General features: G+C 45.5%; 14 protein-coding genes. 11 read left to right on the top strand and 3 right to left on the bottom strand.

Annotated elements, in window-relative coordinates:
• Positions 1 to 22: 22 nt before the first annotated feature.
• Positions 23 to 1,264, bottom strand: a complete 1,242-nt coding sequence (locus I8J31_RS06430; protein ID WP_199467463.1) for a Zn-dependent hydrolase — start codon at positions 1,262 to 1,264, stop codon at positions 23 to 25.
• 395 nt (positions 1,265 to 1,659) lie between these two features.
• On the opposite strand from I8J31_RS06430, the gene I8J31_RS06425 reads away from it, so the two are divergent.
• The 8 genes from I8J31_RS06425 (at position 1,660) to I8J31_RS06390 (ending at position 9,221) form a co-directional block, all read left to right on the top strand.
• Entirely contained in the window at positions 1,660 to 2,307 is a 648-nt protein-coding gene (locus tag I8J31_RS06425) for a TetR/AcrR family transcriptional regulator (RefSeq protein ID WP_199467462.1), read from the top strand.
• 250 nt (positions 2,308 to 2,557) lie between these two features.
• A complete protein-coding gene (cofG, locus tag I8J31_RS06420) occupies positions 2,558 to 3,700 on the top strand; it encodes a 7,8-didemethyl-8-hydroxy-5-deazariboflavin synthase CofG (protein ID WP_199467461.1) in 1,143 nt (380 codons plus the stop codon).
• A 17-nt stretch (positions 3,701 to 3,717) separates the two neighbouring features.
• Positions 3,718 to 4,959: a 5-amino-6-(D-ribitylamino)uracil--L-tyrosine 4-hydroxyphenyl transferase CofH gene (gene cofH / locus I8J31_RS06415; RefSeq protein WP_199467460.1), complete on the top strand. Its 1,242-nt coding sequence runs from the start codon at positions 3,718 to 3,720 to the stop codon at positions 4,957 to 4,959.
• The gene (gene cofD, locus I8J31_RS06410; protein ID WP_199467459.1) at positions 4,959 to 5,945 is read left to right on the top strand and encodes a 2-phospho-L-lactate transferase; all 987 of its coding nucleotides are present in this window, start codon (positions 4,959 to 4,961) and stop codon (positions 5,943 to 5,945) included. The genes cofH and cofD overlap by 1 nt, the downstream gene beginning before the upstream one ends.
• Positions 5,942 to 6,613: a 2-phospho-L-lactate guanylyltransferase gene (gene cofC, locus I8J31_RS06405; protein WP_199467458.1), complete on the top strand. Its 672-nt coding sequence runs from the start codon at positions 5,942 to 5,944 to the stop codon at positions 6,611 to 6,613. Before cofD ends, cofC begins: the two co-directional genes overlap by 4 nt.
• Positions 6,606 to 7,379, top strand: coding sequence for a coenzyme F420-0:L-glutamate ligase (gene cofE, locus I8J31_RS06400; RefSeq protein ID WP_199467457.1), 774 nt, complete (start codon positions 6,606 to 6,608; stop codon positions 7,377 to 7,379). Before cofC ends, cofE begins: the two co-directional genes overlap by 8 nt.
• Positions 7,360 to 8,118 (top strand): NADPH-dependent F420 reductase, encoded by a 759-nt coding sequence (gene npdG / locus I8J31_RS06395; protein WP_233402625.1) that lies wholly within the window; start codon positions 7,360 to 7,362, stop codon positions 8,116 to 8,118. Before cofE ends, npdG begins: the two co-directional genes overlap by 20 nt.
• A 98-nt stretch (positions 8,119 to 8,216) precedes the next feature.
• Positions 8,217 to 9,221, top strand: coding sequence for a TIGR03842 family LLM class F420-dependent oxidoreductase (locus I8J31_RS06390; protein ID WP_199467456.1), 1,005 nt, complete (start codon positions 8,217 to 8,219; stop codon positions 9,219 to 9,221).
• A 606-nt stretch (positions 9,222 to 9,827) separates the two neighbouring features.
• On the opposite strand, the gene I8J31_RS06385 is transcribed toward I8J31_RS06390, so the two are convergent.
• A complete protein-coding gene (locus I8J31_RS06385) occupies positions 9,828 to 10,823 on the bottom strand; it encodes a GlxA family transcriptional regulator (protein ID WP_199467455.1) in 996 nt (331 codons plus the stop codon).
• Between the two features lie 222 nt (positions 10,824 to 11,045).
• On the opposite strand from I8J31_RS06385, the gene I8J31_RS06380 reads away from it, so the two are divergent.
• The gene (locus tag I8J31_RS06380) at positions 11,046 to 11,696 is read left to right on the top strand and encodes a putative quinol monooxygenase (protein WP_199467454.1); all 651 of its coding nucleotides are present in this window, start codon (positions 11,046 to 11,048) and stop codon (positions 11,694 to 11,696) included.
• 137 nt (positions 11,697 to 11,833) lie between these two features.
• The gene (locus I8J31_RS06375) at positions 11,834 to 12,241 is read left to right on the top strand and encodes a YybH family protein (RefSeq protein ID WP_233402624.1); all 408 of its coding nucleotides are present in this window, start codon (positions 11,834 to 11,836) and stop codon (positions 12,239 to 12,241) included.
• A gap of 495 nt (positions 12,242 to 12,736) precedes the next feature.
• Here I8J31_RS06375 and I8J31_RS06370 read toward each other — a convergent pair whose 3' ends face one another.
• Entirely contained in the window at positions 12,737 to 13,645 is a 909-nt protein-coding gene (locus I8J31_RS06370; RefSeq protein ID WP_199467453.1) for a HEPN domain-containing protein, read from the bottom strand.
• A gap of 973 nt (positions 13,646 to 14,618) precedes the next feature.
• On the opposite strand from I8J31_RS06370, the gene I8J31_RS06365 reads away from it, so the two are divergent.
• On the top strand, positions 14,619 to 15,604 hold a 986-nt coding region (locus tag I8J31_RS06365; protein WP_199467452.1), incomplete at its 3' end, for an Ig-like domain-containing protein.

The following is a 15,604-nucleotide window of genomic DNA, read 5'->3' as shown; positions in this document are numbered from 1 at the left end:
TATTGCTTTTCTTCTCTTGTATTCATTGATGTTCTTTGGCAATGCGCTCACTGGCTTCCAACATGGTATGGAGTAAAACGTTAGCGCCAGCGGCACATTCAGCAGGAGAGCTGTATTCTGCTTCGTTATGACTAATGCCATTTAGGCAAGGGGTGAAAATCATCCCTGTTGGTACCAGATCGGCCATATAGCAGGCATCGTGTCCAGCGCCTGCGTAGATGTCCATATGACTGTAACCAAGCTTTTCGGTCGCCGCTTTTACATCATCAGAAGCATTAAACTCGACGGGAGCAAAGTACCAAAAATGGTCGACCTTGACTTCTAGGTCTTGATCGCTTGCCACCTTTTCACAAAAGGCGACTAACTCTTCATGCATGGTTAATAACACTTCAGGGACTGGATTACGCAAATCAGCACTGAACTTCACATTGCCCGGAATGGTATTGCGCGAATTTGGCCATACCTGCATAAAACCGACTGTGCCTAAACCATTTTCATGGCGATTGGCGATCGCTTGCATTTCGGCGACGATGAGCGAGCTTGCTAGCATGGCGTCTTTACGTAAATGCATCGGTGTGGTGCCAGAATGGGAAGGACGTCCAATGACCTCAATGTTATACCAGCGAATACCTTGGCCTAATCTCACAACGCCGATGGCTTTCTTTTCATCTTCAAGAATCGGGCCTTGTTCAATATGGGCTTCAAAAAAGGCCCCCATATTACGGCTACCCAATTCCATATCGCCTAAATAGCCAATGCGTTCCAGCTCATCCCCTAGACGTATACCGTTAACATCGGTTTTATTTAATTCTGCTTCTAAATCAAAGCGGCCCACATAAGTACCAGAACCTTGCATGGCGGGTTGAAAACGTGAACCTTCTTCGTTGGTCCATACGGAAAATTCCATGGGAGTGGGGGTTTCGATATTGTTTTCATGCAGAATTCGCAGAACTTCAACACCAGACAATACACCAAATACCCCGTCGAATTTTCCACCCGTTGGTTGAGTATCCAAATGGCTGCCAGTGCCGACAGCAGGGAGGTCATTGTTTTTACCTGGGCGACGGGCAAAAATATTGCCTATTTTATCGATGGAGATATCACAGCCCGCCGCTTGGCACCAGCTGACAAAAAGATCACGGGCTTGTTTATCGAGGTCGGTTCCGGCGAGGCGATTACAGCCACCTTTTTCTGTGCCACCAATCTCTCCCATTTCCATCAAGGTGTCCCACAGGCGCTGTTCGTTAATGCGAAGGTCTTGCATGATCGTCTCCTATATAACTTATTGTCTCGTTGAAATGACGGATCTATTTAGCGAATAAGCGTTTCTCTACATTTAATAAATCGTCATTTTATCTATTTAATCCAGATATAATATTGACCAAAAGGTAAAAAATAATTGCAAAAAAAGTCAATTGTTTGTCTGCTAATAAAAATAGAATGTAATAACTCAAGCTTGATACATGATTAGTGCATGAGTGATTATTGAAGCTGTCTTTTTGGTCAGCAATAAACAGGCCAACTTTTATTGGTCTGATTTATATTTGCCTCGTTTGAGCGGCGTTATTATGTTATTTTATGACGAAATTATGTTTATAAAACTAAGCGAAAACAGTGGGTTACCTGTATAGCTATGATTGAATAAGGTAGGAATACAGTTTGGCTGAAAAAAGAGTAAGACGTACCCAGCAGTCGGTAAACAGAGAAGTATTAGAATCACGTATATTACGTTCTGCAGAAATTGCTTTTGCTGCTAAGGGCTTTAGCGGAGCGTCCATGGAACGCATCGCTGAGATATCAAAAATATCCAAGCAAAATTTAATTTATTACTTTCCAAACAAAGACTTACTCTATAAACGAGTGTTAAAAGAAATACTGGATATTTGGATTGAAAAACTGTCTTTTCTGGAAAATCACGGTGATACCCCAGAAGCCGTTATACGCAATTATGTGCGTGAAAAAATGCGCCTTTCCCGACTTTACCCTAATGGTTCTAAGGTATTTGCCCACGAGATTATAAGTGGGGCTCCGGTATTAAAAGAGTACCTTGTGAGTCATTTGAAGCCTCAATTTGATCGCGATGTTGCGCTAGTAAAATCGTGGATCGACAAAGGGTTGATCGATGATATTGATCCTGAGCATTTATTTTTTACCATCTGGGCGGCCACTCAAACCTATGCAGACTTTTCTATTCAAATGGAGGTGTTGTTAGGCAAGACAAGTTTGCAACAAGCGGATTTTGAACGGGCAGAAAATGCCGTAACTGATTTTGTTGTGCGCGCTCTTGGTGCCAAAAAAAATAGTTAAAATAATTTAACCCCTTATTTTTTTCTTATTTTTGTTTTAAAAAAGCGAACTTTTTCAAATAAAAATCTAAAAAAATCCCTATATTCATGATCTTAATTGTTAAGTTAACTATTTCGTTAACTTAACTTTATTTGGGTTGTTTATTTTGGTGCAGGCTTTGCGCTAAAAAAAACAATTTACTCCCTAGGCAATGCCTGATATTAGTTTTTATACCAAATGGTAAAAACTTTAATAAAAAGGTGGGGGTAGTATGATTTCTGTTTCTGAAGCCATATCTTATGAGCATGCGACTGGGCCAGATCTGTACGCGCTATGCCAACAGGCATCGAAGGTGCGGGACGAATACTGGGGCAAACAGCTCACCTATTCTAAAAAAGTTTTCATTCCTTTAACCAACATGTGTCGTGATAGCTGTGGTTATTGCACGTTTGTACAAGCACCGGATTCGCCCCATGCGAATTACATGACACCAGAGCAAGTATTGAACACGGCGCGAGAAGGGGCGGCATTGGATTGTAAAGAAGCCCTGTTTAGTTTGGGAGAAAGGCCGGAAGAACGCCACCAAAAAGCCCGAGATTTACTGCATTCCCTCGGTTATAACAACACCCTAGATTACCTCCATGACCAGTGTGAAAGCGTGCTAAGTGAAACCAGTTTATTACCCCATGTGAATGCAGGAGCCCTTTCCTATAACGAGTTAAAACAGCTCAAACCTGTGGCTGCCAGCATGGGCATGATGTTGGAAAACATTTCCAATGAACTGCTTAAAAAAGGCCAAGCCCATCATGCTTGTCCAGATAAAACCCCGAAACGTCGACTCGATACCCTAGAGCAAGCCGGGCGTTTAGACATTGCTTTTACCACGGGAATCTTGATTGGTATTGGCGAAAGCTGGGAAGAACGTGTGCGTAGCTTGATTGCCATTCGAGACCGCCACCTAAGCTATGGCCATATCCAAGAGGTCATTATCCAAAATTTCCGCGCTAAAGCTGGTACGGCGATGGAGAGTTATCAAGAACCTAACCTGCATGACATGAAGCGGACGATTGCCATAGCACGTTTGATTCTACCCAATGAAATCAGCATTCAAGCCCCACCTAATTTGGAGGTGGAATACGGCAGCTACATCAACGCTGGCATTAATGATTGGGGAGGGATTTCGCCCTTGACCAAGGATTTTATCAACCCAGAACGGGCTTGGCCGCAAATTAGCAGTGTGACGCAAGCTTGCGAAGGGTTGGGTTATACACTGGGTGAGCGCCTCACTATTTATGGCCGTTTCCAACGCCAAGACAACAAGTATTTAACATCGAATCTAAGCCAACGAGTGGCGTCACTGGTAAGTCACCTCACTCGCCCTAGTCAACCATTAATCACCCTAGTTAATCACTAAAAGGGAGCGATCAGCGCATGAACCTAGCCAATGAAATAGCCAATTCAATGACAGAAAAAAATCATTATTCCACCCTGTTAAATGGGCCAATTAGTGCCTCTGTACAGTCTATTTTAGCGCGCTGTTTGCTAGGTGAAGAGCTCAGTGTCGACGATGCTTGTGTGCTGTTCGCCACCCAAGGTGAGGAAGCCCTGGCTGTTTTAGATACCGCAGACAAGGTGCGAGAAAAGCGAGTGGGAAATACAGGCACTTTTGTGATTACCCGTAATATTAATTTTACCAATGTTTGCTACATGGGCTGTCGCTTTTGTAATTTTGCCAAAGAAAAAAGTGATGCCGAAGCCGAGTTTTTAACCGTTGAGCAAGTGGCTGATAGGGCCGAAGAGGCGTGGGCACGGGGCGCAACCGAAGTCTGCATTCAAGGTGGTTTGCACCCAGACATAGGCCCAGATTATTACCGTGACCTAATCGTAGCGGTAAAAAAACGTGTGCCAGATATTCATATTCACGCCTTTTCCCCCTTTGAAATTTGGTATGGCTGCAAGAAGGGGCGTCTTGAACCAGAAGTGTTTTTGACAGAATTAAAGAATCTTGGGCTTGGTTCCATGCCCGGAACCGCCGCCGAAATTTTGGATACCGAAGTACGCAAGCAACTGACCAAAAATAAACTGACCACGGAAGAATGGGTGCGCATTATTAAGGCCGCCCATTCGGTGGGGGTGCCGACCACGTCCACCATCATGTATGGCCATGTGGATCAGCCGATTCATTGGGCCAATCACCTGAAATTATTACGTGATATCCAGAAAGAAACCGGTGGTTTTACTGAATTTGTACCGCTGGGCTTTATTCATTATGAAACCCGTTTGTATCAGGACAACCCAGACAAGGTGCGCCCCGGCCCAACCCGAGATGAACACTTCAAAATGCACGCCATTGCACGGCTAATGCTGCAAGGTCACATAGATAACATTCAGGCTTCTTGGGTCAAAATGGGCCCGGATGTGGCGACAAAAATGTTGCGATCTGGGGCTAATGACCTAGGGGGCACCCTGATGAACGAAAGCATTTCCCGTGCCGCGGGCGCGACCCACGGACAGGAAGTGGTTCCCGAAGACATGGTGGCCAATATTCAAGCGGCAGGCTTAAACGCGGTACAACGTAACACCAAATATGAGACGGTGAAAACTTACTGTGTTGAAGAGAAACACCCCCAAACGCCCACAACAAACCGCATTGCGATTCTAGGGGTGGCCTAATGACAGAACTGAATATCACCCTGTTAGCGGGCGGCGTGGGTGGCGCAAAAGCAGCGGAAGGTTTGGCAGCGAGTCACTACGCCAAAGGCACCAAGATTATTGGCAATATTGCCGATGACGATGAATTTCATGGTTTATGGGTATCGCCTGATATCGATACCCTAATGTATTCCCTTGGCGATCAGATTGATCGTCAACAGGGTTGGGGCCGAAAAAATGAAACATATCAGGTATTAAAAGAGCTAGCCGCCCTAGGGCAAGATACTTGGATGACCCTAGGGGATCTGGATCTAGCGACGCATATTTATCGTACCCATTTGAAAAAGCAGGGCGTAAGTGCCAGTGAAATTACCCGACGTTTGTCTAAGCGTCATGATGTCAGTGTGCCCATCCTGCTGCCCACTGACGATGTGGTGCAAACCCGAGTCAAAACGCCTCAAGGCTGGATGTCTTTTCAACAGTATTTTGTGCGTGAGCATTGTCAGGCTGATGTTGTAGAGATTGAGTACAAAGGCATTGAAGAAGCGACTGCCACCAGCGAAGCGTTAGAGCAAATTGCCAATAGTCAACTCATTGTGATTGCACCGAGCAATCCCATTGTCAGCATAGGGGCCATTCTTGCGGTGCCAGAAATCCAAGCCGCCATTGAAAAAAGCCAGGCCTATGTTATCGCCATATCCCCCTTAATTGGCGGTAAAACCGTAAAAGGGCCGGCGGACAAAATGCTTGAAGCTGCGGGTAAAAGCATCGATTCGAAAGGTATTTATCAGTGCTATAGCCGCTTCTTAAACGCCTTGGTGATTGACGGCGCCGATGGGCAAGACGCGCTTTGGTTAGAGGATCAGGGCTTGGATGTCTTGGTAACACCGACGCTGATGAACACCACGCAAGAAAAAACCAGGCTGCTAACGCAAGTCGTCGAATTTGCTATGTCTAGACAACTCGACAGCTTGACAACTCGACAAGCGAATAGGAGAAGTTCATGACCTATCACCCAATCGATAAGCTTTGCGTGGTGATTCCGATGAAATCGCCGCAACGGGCCAAGCAAAGATTAGCCAATCGTTTGTCTGACTCAGGCCGTGAAAAACTTGCCTTGAGTCTATTTGACAATACCTTGGCCTTTTTTCAACAGCACTTTCCTATGTTGGATGTGTTGGTGGTGAGTGAGTCCCTCGATGTACTTAATTTAGCGCAATCTTATCAGACCAACACACTCTTTGATGATGGTGCAAAGGGGTTAAACGGGGCGTTGGATTTCGCCTGTGACTGGGTGACAAAGTCGGGGTACGACAGTCAATTGATCGTACCAAGCGACATTGCCGTATTGGACCCGGAAGAAATTAACCTCTTAATCCATGCGGCCCAGAAGGCGCAGGTGGTGATTGCCGTCGCCAAAGATGGTGGTACCAATGCGTTATTGACATCACCACCGGATGCGATTGATTTTGAGTATGGAAAGAACTCCGCCGCAGCGCACAAACACCATGCGCGCAGTAAACAGCTTATTTGTCGTAGCGTGCATTTTACCAACCTTGCGCTAGACATTGATCATAGCGAAGACCTTGAAGCCGCCGTGTTACGTCAGCCAGAGCGTTTTAAAAACTGGTGTTCGTGCTTTTCCTCTGCCGTTAAGGAGCATCATTATGCCTGATGCAATGAGCGTGTTTCGTCTTATGGGGTTGCCGGATTTTCAAGCGGAGGATGACCTTGCCCAGAACATTATCGATACGCTCATTGCCAATCAACAAAGCTTGGTGGAAGGCGATATTCTGGTGATCGCCCACAAAGTCGTGTCAAAAAGCGAAGGGGCCTGTGTTGATTTGCACCATGTCACACCCAGTGACGAGGCAATCGAACTGGCGAAAACCGTCAACAAAGACCCGCGAAAAGTAGAAGTCATTCTTTCCCAATCTACACGCATAGTGCGTGCCATGAAACGCCCTGATCAACAGGAAGGCGTGCTGATTGCTGAACATAAAAACGGCTATATCTGCGCCAATGCGGCGGTAGATGAGTCCAATACGGATCACCCAGGGCAACTTATTTTATTACCCAAAGACCCAGATAAAAGTGCCCGACAACTGTGCCAACGACTCGAAAGTCACTTCGCCTGCAACCTAGGTGTGGTCATCAGCGATACCTTTGGTCGTCCTTGGCGACTAGGGCAAACCAATGTGGCGATTGGCTTGGCGAATGTACCCGGTGTTATGCATATGCTCGGTGAAGAGGACGCCTTTGGTCGACCGCTCAGCGTCACGGCCCCCGCTTTTGCTGATGAATTGGCGGCTGCGTCCGGCTTATTGATGGAAAAAAGCGCCAAATCGCCAGTGATTATTTTCCGTGGCTTGTCTTGGCCAAAAACCGACAGTTCCAGTCGGGACCTTATTCGCGCTCACAATGAGGATCTCTTTCGATGAAAACAACGATGACAATAACGATGAAAAAAATGGTGAAACAACGATGAATGACACGATGAATAACGTTGCCATTATTGGCGGCACTGGCCCACAAGGTAAAGGCTTAGCCCAGCGTTTAGCCATGGCGGGAATCAGTGTGATATTAGGCTCCCGTGATGCACAAAAAGCCCAAGCCTGCGCGGATGAATTGATCGCCAACTTAAAAGAAAAAAACGGCACAGAAGCCGACATTATGGGCTTGAGCATGGAGGACGCCACAAAAGCCGCCGCTGACTTGGTTATTTTGTCGGTTCCCTACAGTGGGCATGATGACACCTTAACCACGCTCGCGCCGTTGTTAGTGGGCAAAACCTTGGTCGACATTGTGGTACCACTGGCACCGGGTAACCCCAAAGCCGTGCAAATGCCAGAAGAAGGTTCGGTAACGGAAGCCGCGCAAGCCTTGCTAGGCGAAGCGATTCCTGTTGTCGGCGCCTTGCATAATGTTTCCGCCGTGACACTGAACGACCTTTCCCGTCCGATCAATTGTGACATCTTGGTGTGTGGGAATGATTTAGCGGCGAAAAAACGCGTCATGGCCTTAATCGACACCATGGGCACCAAAGCCTATAACGCAGGCTTGGCAGAAAGTGCCCGCTGTATTGAAGCGCTTACGCCGATTTTGATTCGTCTGAATATTTCTAAAGAGGTGCCTTTTTCCCATGCGGGGGTTCGTATTTGTCCCCCAGAAGGTCACTAATCGAAATCTAGGTGCATGACATAGTGAAAAGCTGTTCAGGGCAGCGTCACACTTTATTGAAACATTATTAAAAAACACAATCACAAGAGGAACTTATTATGGAATTTGGTATTACGTTTAAAGGTTTTGTCAGCCCAGACCGTGCCAGAAATTTAGTGCGACAAGCGGAAGCAGCGGGTTTTACCTACTGCTGGTTTTACGATTCGCACATTTTGTGGCGTGAATCCTTCGTGGCCATGGCCATGTGTATGGAACACACCCAAAAAATGCGCTTTGGCCCCTGCGTGACCAACCCGAATATCCGCGATTGGTCATTGTCTGCCAGCCTATACGCAAGCTTGGCGCACCAAAGTAATGGCCGTTTTGATATTGGCCTTGGGCGTGGCGATTCCTCCATGCGCGTGATGGGCAAAAAACCGGCGACCTTGGCGCGTTTATCGGAATTTACCACCAAGGTAAAAGCCATGGTACGGGGCGAAGAGGTGGAATACGGCGAATGCCCAGAGCCAGTGAAACTACCTTGGGCAACGGGCTACGAATTACCTGTGTGGATCGGTGCTTACGGCCCCAAAGCCCTCGCCACCGCCGGACAAGTGGGGGATGGCTTGATCCTACAGATAGGTGACCCTGATCTGGTTAAATGGTTTAAAGACCAAGCGATCAGTGCCGGTGAAGAAGCAGGCCGAGATATGTCTAACTTTAAAGTACAAGCCGCCGCACCGGCCTACTTTGGCGACATGGACTACTGCATCGAACACACCAAATGGTTCCCTGCCATGGTGGGTAACCACGTGGCCGACATAGTGGAAAAATACGGCAGCGAATCCGGTCTTGTACCAAAAAGCCTCACCGATTACATCGAAAATCGCAAAGGCTACGACTACTCCAAACACGGCCAAAGCGATAATCCATTCCTAGACTTCATCACCGAAGACATAGTCAAAAGCTTCTGTGTACTGGGCACGGTGGAAGACCACATAGCTAAAATCAAAGACCTTGAAGCCGCAGGAACGACCCAGTTTAATATCTATTTAGACAGTGGCGATGAAGAAGAAATCATCGCCAAATATGGACGGGAGATTATTCCGGCTTTTAATGGTTGATTGGCATCAGCAGGCAGCGGGTGGGTTATAAAGGGGCTTTGCCCCTTTTTATATCTAGTTCATTGGTTTATTAGTTATGTCGTTTCCATTCAAACGCTTTGTTATTTCTAAGCTTTATTCCGCTCTGCTGAGCGGGTAACTTTTTGCTAGCGCCCAAAAAGTAACCAAAAATTCGCTTGTCGGACTTTCAGCCCAAAACGTCGGATTAGCTTGGCTAAATATCGGGTTTCGCAAGACGCTCGATAGAGTAAGGCATAGAGTGTTTTTTTCTGTTTAATAAGGCTTGTTTCAACTGACCCTGAAACTCCGAGTAGTCGCGCAATCCGTTCCTTGATAAAGAGTCGTCGAAGTTCGTTCTTCTGCTGTATGAGCTCAGAAAGTGTGGATGAGCTATTTTTAATCAACTCATTGTGCGCGTTTTGTACTGGTAGAAGATTAGAAAGCCTTTAGTATCAATGGATAAGGGGCTACGGAATTTAATAAAATATGCATATTAAGAAGTCGGTAAATTCAATGGTTTTAGCATGTGGTTTGCTAATTTTTCTCCTTCACTAGCTACCCTTTGTGGCTTCCTCTTGCATGTGGGGATATTCTAAAAGGCTGGATTTAATGATTGTTTCTTTGTTGCTGATAAACGGAAGGTGCCATTTTCATTTTCTGTTTGAAGAGGCGGCGAAATACGCCGTCATCAGAGTAGCCTAGCGAGAAAGCGATTTCCTTCACCGATTTGTTGGTGGTAAGCAATAATGTGCAAGCATGGCTTACACGAATCCCATCAATAAAAGCCTTAGGTGTTTCCCCTGTCAGGTCTTTTAATTTTCGGTTTAGTGTGCGTTCAGAAATTGCCATCACCTTGGCTAAATCGGGTGCGCTCATGGTTTGATAGTGGGCTTTACGAACGGCATATTCAGCTTTTGCTAAAAACGGACTTTTTGAAGCTTGATAGCCTTCTGGCACATATAAATTTTGAGACTTTGGTATTGCGTCGACTACTGAAAAATCAGCCACCACCTCTGCTGTTTCAGTACCGGCCAGCCTTTTTACGATATGCAGAGTTATGTTTACCCAAGACAGTGGTCCTCCAGCAGTGATGATGCCATTGTCATCGATTAACCCGCTTGCCCACACCGCATTTGTTTTAGGAAAGCGTTGTTTTAACTCATCATGCAACCACCATGTTGTGGTGCATCGTCGGTTATTAAGAATGCCAGCTTCCCCGAGTACAAACACTCCGCTACAAGATCCACACATGAGCGTTCCTTGTTCATAGTGTGTTCGTAACCAAGATTGTGTTTTTGAATCTGTCATTGCTAAGGGAGGATGACCTTGTTCGTTCGGAATGAAACCGGGCACCAATACCGCATCACAATGACGGATGGAGTCTAAGTCGGAGTCCACTTCAAAAATACGCCCGTGACCGTCAGTAATTGAACGCCCATCCTGATTAGCAAAAATTACCTTTGGGTTCCATTCGATCTTGGATAGCGCTTTATCTTCAGATTTTTGCACAAAATGTAAGCCGCTTAATGCTAGCAGGTCATTGATACCCATTAGACCAGATGGTAGCGCATTATTAATGCAAAGAATCACTATTGTTGTCATAAATGGCTCTTTTTAAGTGGGTGGCAAATATTGCATGGATGATGTCTTTTTTGCCACTGCAGGTCAAGAGAAGTTGACGTTTATACTGGCCTCTCGATAACCACACGAGGGCATATTATGAAGCCAATACAGGGCACGTTTTTTTACTTAGCGATACTGATGTTCATGTTTATAAGCACATCTGCCGCGCACGCGCAAAACACACAAAAACAGGAGTCTATTATGAAAGAAGCAACCTACATTCCATTTGAAGCAAAATCTGATGAAGGCAAAAATCTCGCTAATTTTCTTACTGAAGGAGCAAAGTTGGTCGCCCAGACAGAGCCTAACACTCTATATTGGTATGCACTGAAAAAAACCGATGGAAGCTTCGGGATTTTTGACTTTTTCCCTAATGAAGCAGGCCGAGCTGAACACTTTGCAGGTCAAGTGGCAGCAGCATTGCGAGCCCATTCTGATAGTTTAGTAGCAAAAGGTTGGGATAAGGGTGTTGTAGCGAATGTTACTAACTCTGCGGTTTTGTCCTATAAAGAGCCCAGTAAAATATCAGAAAATGCAACGCAGGCAACTTATATACTACTAAATGCTCAAGCTGGAAAAGCGCAGGCCTTAGAGCAATTATTGACGGGGGCAGCGTCGATTATCGAGCAAACTGAACCCAAGACGTTATTGTGGACATCGCTTAAATTAGATGACAACACCTTTGCAATTTTTGACACCTTTACTGATGAAAGCGGAAGGGCGGCGCACTTTTCTGGCAAAGTTGCTGCTGCGCTCAAAGTCCAAGCGGATGGCCTTGTCGTGGGAGGTTGGGAAAACGGTGTACTTAAGAATATTCATAATTTTGAGATTCTTGCCGAAGCAGGAAAATAATTTATTGTGAACTATATTCAGCATTATGCGCTAAATAACTATTGGCTTTTAAATGAATTTTTTTGCTATCGAAAAAAACAGTTAATTATGTATGGCGCGCTAAAATACTGCACTGCATCAAGGTGTCAGTTGCTCAAATGACAGATGATAAAATGGAGGAAAAAATGATATCAGATGAACAGAAAACAATGGTGGTAAGTGCTTTAAAAAATGCCAGTGAAAAATGGAAAACGGCATTTAATAAAGGTGATGCAAAGGGCTGTGCATCACAATATGAAGCCGATGCCGTCATGGTGGCAAGCCCCTTTGGAACCTTTACAGGCACGGAGGAGATCGCCGCCTTTTGGCAGAAACTGATCGACGATGGATTTTCAGATGTTGACTATATAAACCCTGAAATTGAAGTCATAGATGGAAGCTGTGCCGTATTATCGTCTGGGTGGCAGATGAACAAGGCGAAGGGGGTTATTACAAAAGAGCTTTGGGTATTGCAGGATGACGGAACGGCAAAGTTACGCATAGATGAATTTGAAGCAACAGGTTAGCAATTAATGTCTTTATCTTTCAAAGCCAGTCATTTCAAATGATTGGTTTTTTATTATCTGCTCATCAAAATCAGGTTTGGGGTCAGATCAAAAATAGAATAGCTGCGTCTATAAACTGTATCAGTTGAACATTGGATTGTAGTTTTCCTAATACGCATCAGAGGAAGCTATTTCTTGATCTGACCCCAATACCAACATTGTGAACTCTGTCTTCTACCCGACCGTCGGGGTCAAAGCCCTTTTCTATAAAGCTCACTAGAAGAGTCGAAGGTTATCAGCTCGAAAAGGTGTCCAGTTCTATTAGAGCACTACACTCTCTCCCCCGAAGAAGTCCCTTTGACGTAATTCTGATTGAACTACCATGATTAACTCATGTGACACAGTAAAGCGAGTCGGAATACAAAGCTATCGAATAGAAACCCAATAAAAACAAAGACATAACCCCTCCCTAACCCTCCCCTTGAAAGCCATAAGGGGAGGGAACTGTCATGTTTTTTAGGCTTCTTCACCTGCGAAGCTGGCAATTTTCGCTTGGCAAATCTCTTCTGTGAGAATTTTCAATTTCTCCACTTCCCCCGCTAACCAGTTGAGTTCTTCTTCGGTGATTTCGTAGTGTTCGGAATAACGGGAATCCACGTAGGCGCGTTTGAGTCGTTGGAAGCTGCGTTTCTGGAAGCGTTGTGTTTGGGCGATGCCGTCGAGGGAGAATTGCTCGATGAAGCGTGGGTCTTGGCGGATGCAGTAGGAACGTAAGAGTTCGATATTGTGGGTTTTGGGTAGGTAGTTGGTGTGGACTAATAGGGTGCAAGAATAAAAGCGTTCGGCTGCTTGGTGTAGGTGAAAGGCTGCTAGTTTGTATTCCTTATCCTCCATATCAATTGTGAAGTGCTTTAAAAATCCATTGGCGCTTTTGAACCATTGTTCATAATGTTTTTCCGCAATGGTTTTTTGCTCGTCTTGGGTTAAATTACCGGGGCGGGGGAGTTCTCGTGTGTCACTGGCGTAGATTTCGATGCCTTCTTCACGGATGTCTTTGAAGAAGTATTGGCCTTCGTGTAGGCGTTGGTTGATGTCGTGTATGGAGTGCACGATCAGGCCCAGTGGCCGACCGATACGGCGTTCGATTTTTTCTTCCGCTTTGTTCCAGATGTCAAATTCTTCCACCAGTTCTTCTTGGTTGACGATCACCAATACATCGTAATCACTAACATAACCATTGGCGGGGTCGTAGACCTGTGTGCCCTTGGCTTGGCTGCCAAACAAAACGATTTTTAAGATGCGAAAATGCTTTTTCTTGCTGGTCTTGCCCAGTAAGTAAGTGTCCATCTCATCGAGCAGCACCGTAGAAATAATAGGTACACTCATTTGTTGGCGCAGGGTGAGGTGATCGAAGTTGGTTCTCATGGTGGTATGTTACCTTATTTCCCTATCATGGCTATGATAATGGTTATTTTTAATATGTCGATATGTCAGCCCCTTTGACAGAAAACCAAAAATATAACTTTTACACCTACAAAACAAAGAGATAACCCCATCTTCCGCTTTGTTCTAGATGTTAAACTCTTCCACTTCTTCTTGCTTCACAATCACCAATACATCGTAATCACTCACATAGCCATTGGTTGGGTCGTAGACCTGTGTGCCTTTGCTATGGCTGCCAAATAGAATGATTTTTAGAATGCGGAAGTCGGATTTCTTGCTCGTCTTACAGATTAATGTCTCTTTTATTGACTAGAATCGTGGCGATGGTTTACGCATCCTGCTGCTGGCGTGCAGAAAGATAACGCATTGTCTTTGGCATCTTGCATCGCCTCAATACTTACATTCATGTAAGTGTCCACTCCTTTATCTATGTTATTTCGTCTTGGTTTTAGCTCGTGATGTTACCGAAATGTCTTTTGATGGATTTTCTCAATTAATAGGGGTGAGTTTTTATTTTTTTAATATCGAGAGGTTTGAGAGATTTGAGACTGACATTCTATTTTTCTAGTACAGATAATGCGTAAAAGTATCTATTTGTAATTATGTGTAATCGTTTGTTGGTGGCCCTTGCATACATTGAGCTGGTGAATATGAAACAAGAGTTAGCCAAAGAGCATGCAGGCTATTTATTGGATCAAGCTGACATTGCGGATTGATATTTACTTTTAGCCCGTAAGGAACGTCAACTGCTTTTGTCGTTCCTTGATCTATACACGCTGTGATTACAGCGCAGCTCAAGCTAGCGTGGTAATTACGTCCTACAACACGTTACACAGTATGGAGGAATTGACTGTATCCGATTTGAATGACCTGTAAAAGATGGATTTTTAATTAACATTTGATACTTCCTTTGACTTTATATTGCGCAGAGGGAAGAAGATAGAGGTAAAAGATTATGGCTGATTTGGAATTAATTTCTGTTATTGACAATGTTGGCAACATACAGGGTGAGTTAACGTCTGGCGATACTACGGACGATACCAATTTACGCTTGTCTGGTACGGTTACGGCGGGTTTGGCGGTGACTATTTACGACGGTAATGTTGAGTTAGGTGAAGCCACGGTTACAGGTACTGACTGGACATATCATGCAGCACTGGCCAGCGGGGGGAGTTATTATTTAAATATAAAAGCGACGGATTCTACAGGCAATGAAATCGCGGTCACGCCAGATTTTAGTGTGATGACGGACACTGAGGCCCCTTTTATTATGATGGCTGATGTTACTGACGATGTGGGTAGTGTATCGGGGAGTCTAACGTCGGGGGACCGCACGGATGATACCAGCTTGTTGTTGTCGGGGTTCTCTGAGCCGGGTGCGACGGTGACCATTTACGATGGGGGTGTTTATGTGGGTGAGGTCATCACAGATGACGATGCTTATTGGGCTTACAGCGCGACCTTGACCAATGGCGAGGGCTATGATTTTACCGCCACAGCCACGGATGCGGCGGGCAATGAAAGTGGTGCCACAGCTAGTTTCGCTGTGACCGCGGACACGAGTGCGCCGGAGGTGTCGATTGATGTGGTCACGGATGATGTGGGTAGCGTGACGGGCACGTTGACATCGGGGGACAGAACAGACGACACCAACTTGCTGTTGTCCGGTACGGTAGAAGCGGGTTCAACGGTCAAAGTGTATAACGGTGATGAGCTGCTGGGTGATGCGATTGTTGAATCAAATGGTGATTGGACTTACAGAGCGAGTCTAACCAACGGCAATGATTACCAGTTAAATGTCAAAGCGACGGATGTGGCGGGCAATGAAAGCGATGCCACGTCGGACTTTAATGTGACGGTGGATACTGATATTGCGCCCCCCAGCATCGTGTTGGACAGTGCCGGTGAAGATGGCATCTACAACGCTGCGGAACTGGGTGC

It is taken from the genome of Marinomonas transparens, assembly GCF_016463975.1.
Lineage (GTDB): Bacteria > Pseudomonadota > Gammaproteobacteria > Pseudomonadales > Marinomonadaceae > Marinomonas > Marinomonas transparens.
This window is presented reverse-complemented; position numbering and strand designations above follow the sequence as displayed.

Bases quoted from the DNA above. Each gene is read 5' to 3' on its own strand.
- npdG (WP_233402625.1), top strand. From the start codon at position 7,360: ATGAGGATCTCTTTCGATGAAAACAACGATGACAATAACGATGAAAAA.
- cofC (WP_199467458.1), top strand. From the start codon at position 5,942: ATGACCTATCACCCAATCGATAAGCTTTGCGTGGTGATTCCGATGAAA.
- I8J31_RS06430 (WP_199467463.1), bottom strand. From the start codon at position 1,264: ATGCAAGACCTTCGCATTAACGAACAGCGCCTGTGGGACACCTTGATG.
- cofG (WP_199467461.1), top strand. From the start codon at position 2,558: ATGATTTCTGTTTCTGAAGCCATATCTTATGAGCATGCGACTGGGCCA.
- cofE (WP_199467457.1), top strand. From the start codon at position 6,606: ATGCCTGATGCAATGAGCGTGTTTCGTCTTATGGGGTTGCCGGATTTT.
- I8J31_RS06390 (WP_199467456.1), top strand. From the start codon at position 8,217: ATGGAATTTGGTATTACGTTTAAAGGTTTTGTCAGCCCAGACCGTGCC.
- I8J31_RS06380 (WP_199467454.1), top strand. From the start codon at position 11,046: ATGAAAGAAGCAACCTACATTCCATTTGAAGCAAAATCTGATGAAGGC.
- cofH (WP_199467460.1), top strand. From the start codon at position 3,718: ATGAACCTAGCCAATGAAATAGCCAATTCAATGACAGAAAAAAATCAT.
- I8J31_RS06375 (WP_233402624.1), top strand. From the start codon at position 11,834: ATGACAGATGATAAAATGGAGGAAAAAATGATATCAGATGAACAGAAA.
- I8J31_RS06370 (WP_199467453.1), bottom strand. From the start codon at position 13,645: ATGAGAACCAACTTCGATCACCTCACCCTGCGCCAACAAATGAGTGTA.
- I8J31_RS06385 (WP_199467455.1), bottom strand. From the start codon at position 10,823: ATGACAACAATAGTGATTCTTTGCATTAATAATGCGCTACCATCTGGT.
- cofD (WP_199467459.1), top strand. From the start codon at position 4,959: ATGACAGAACTGAATATCACCCTGTTAGCGGGCGGCGTGGGTGGCGCA.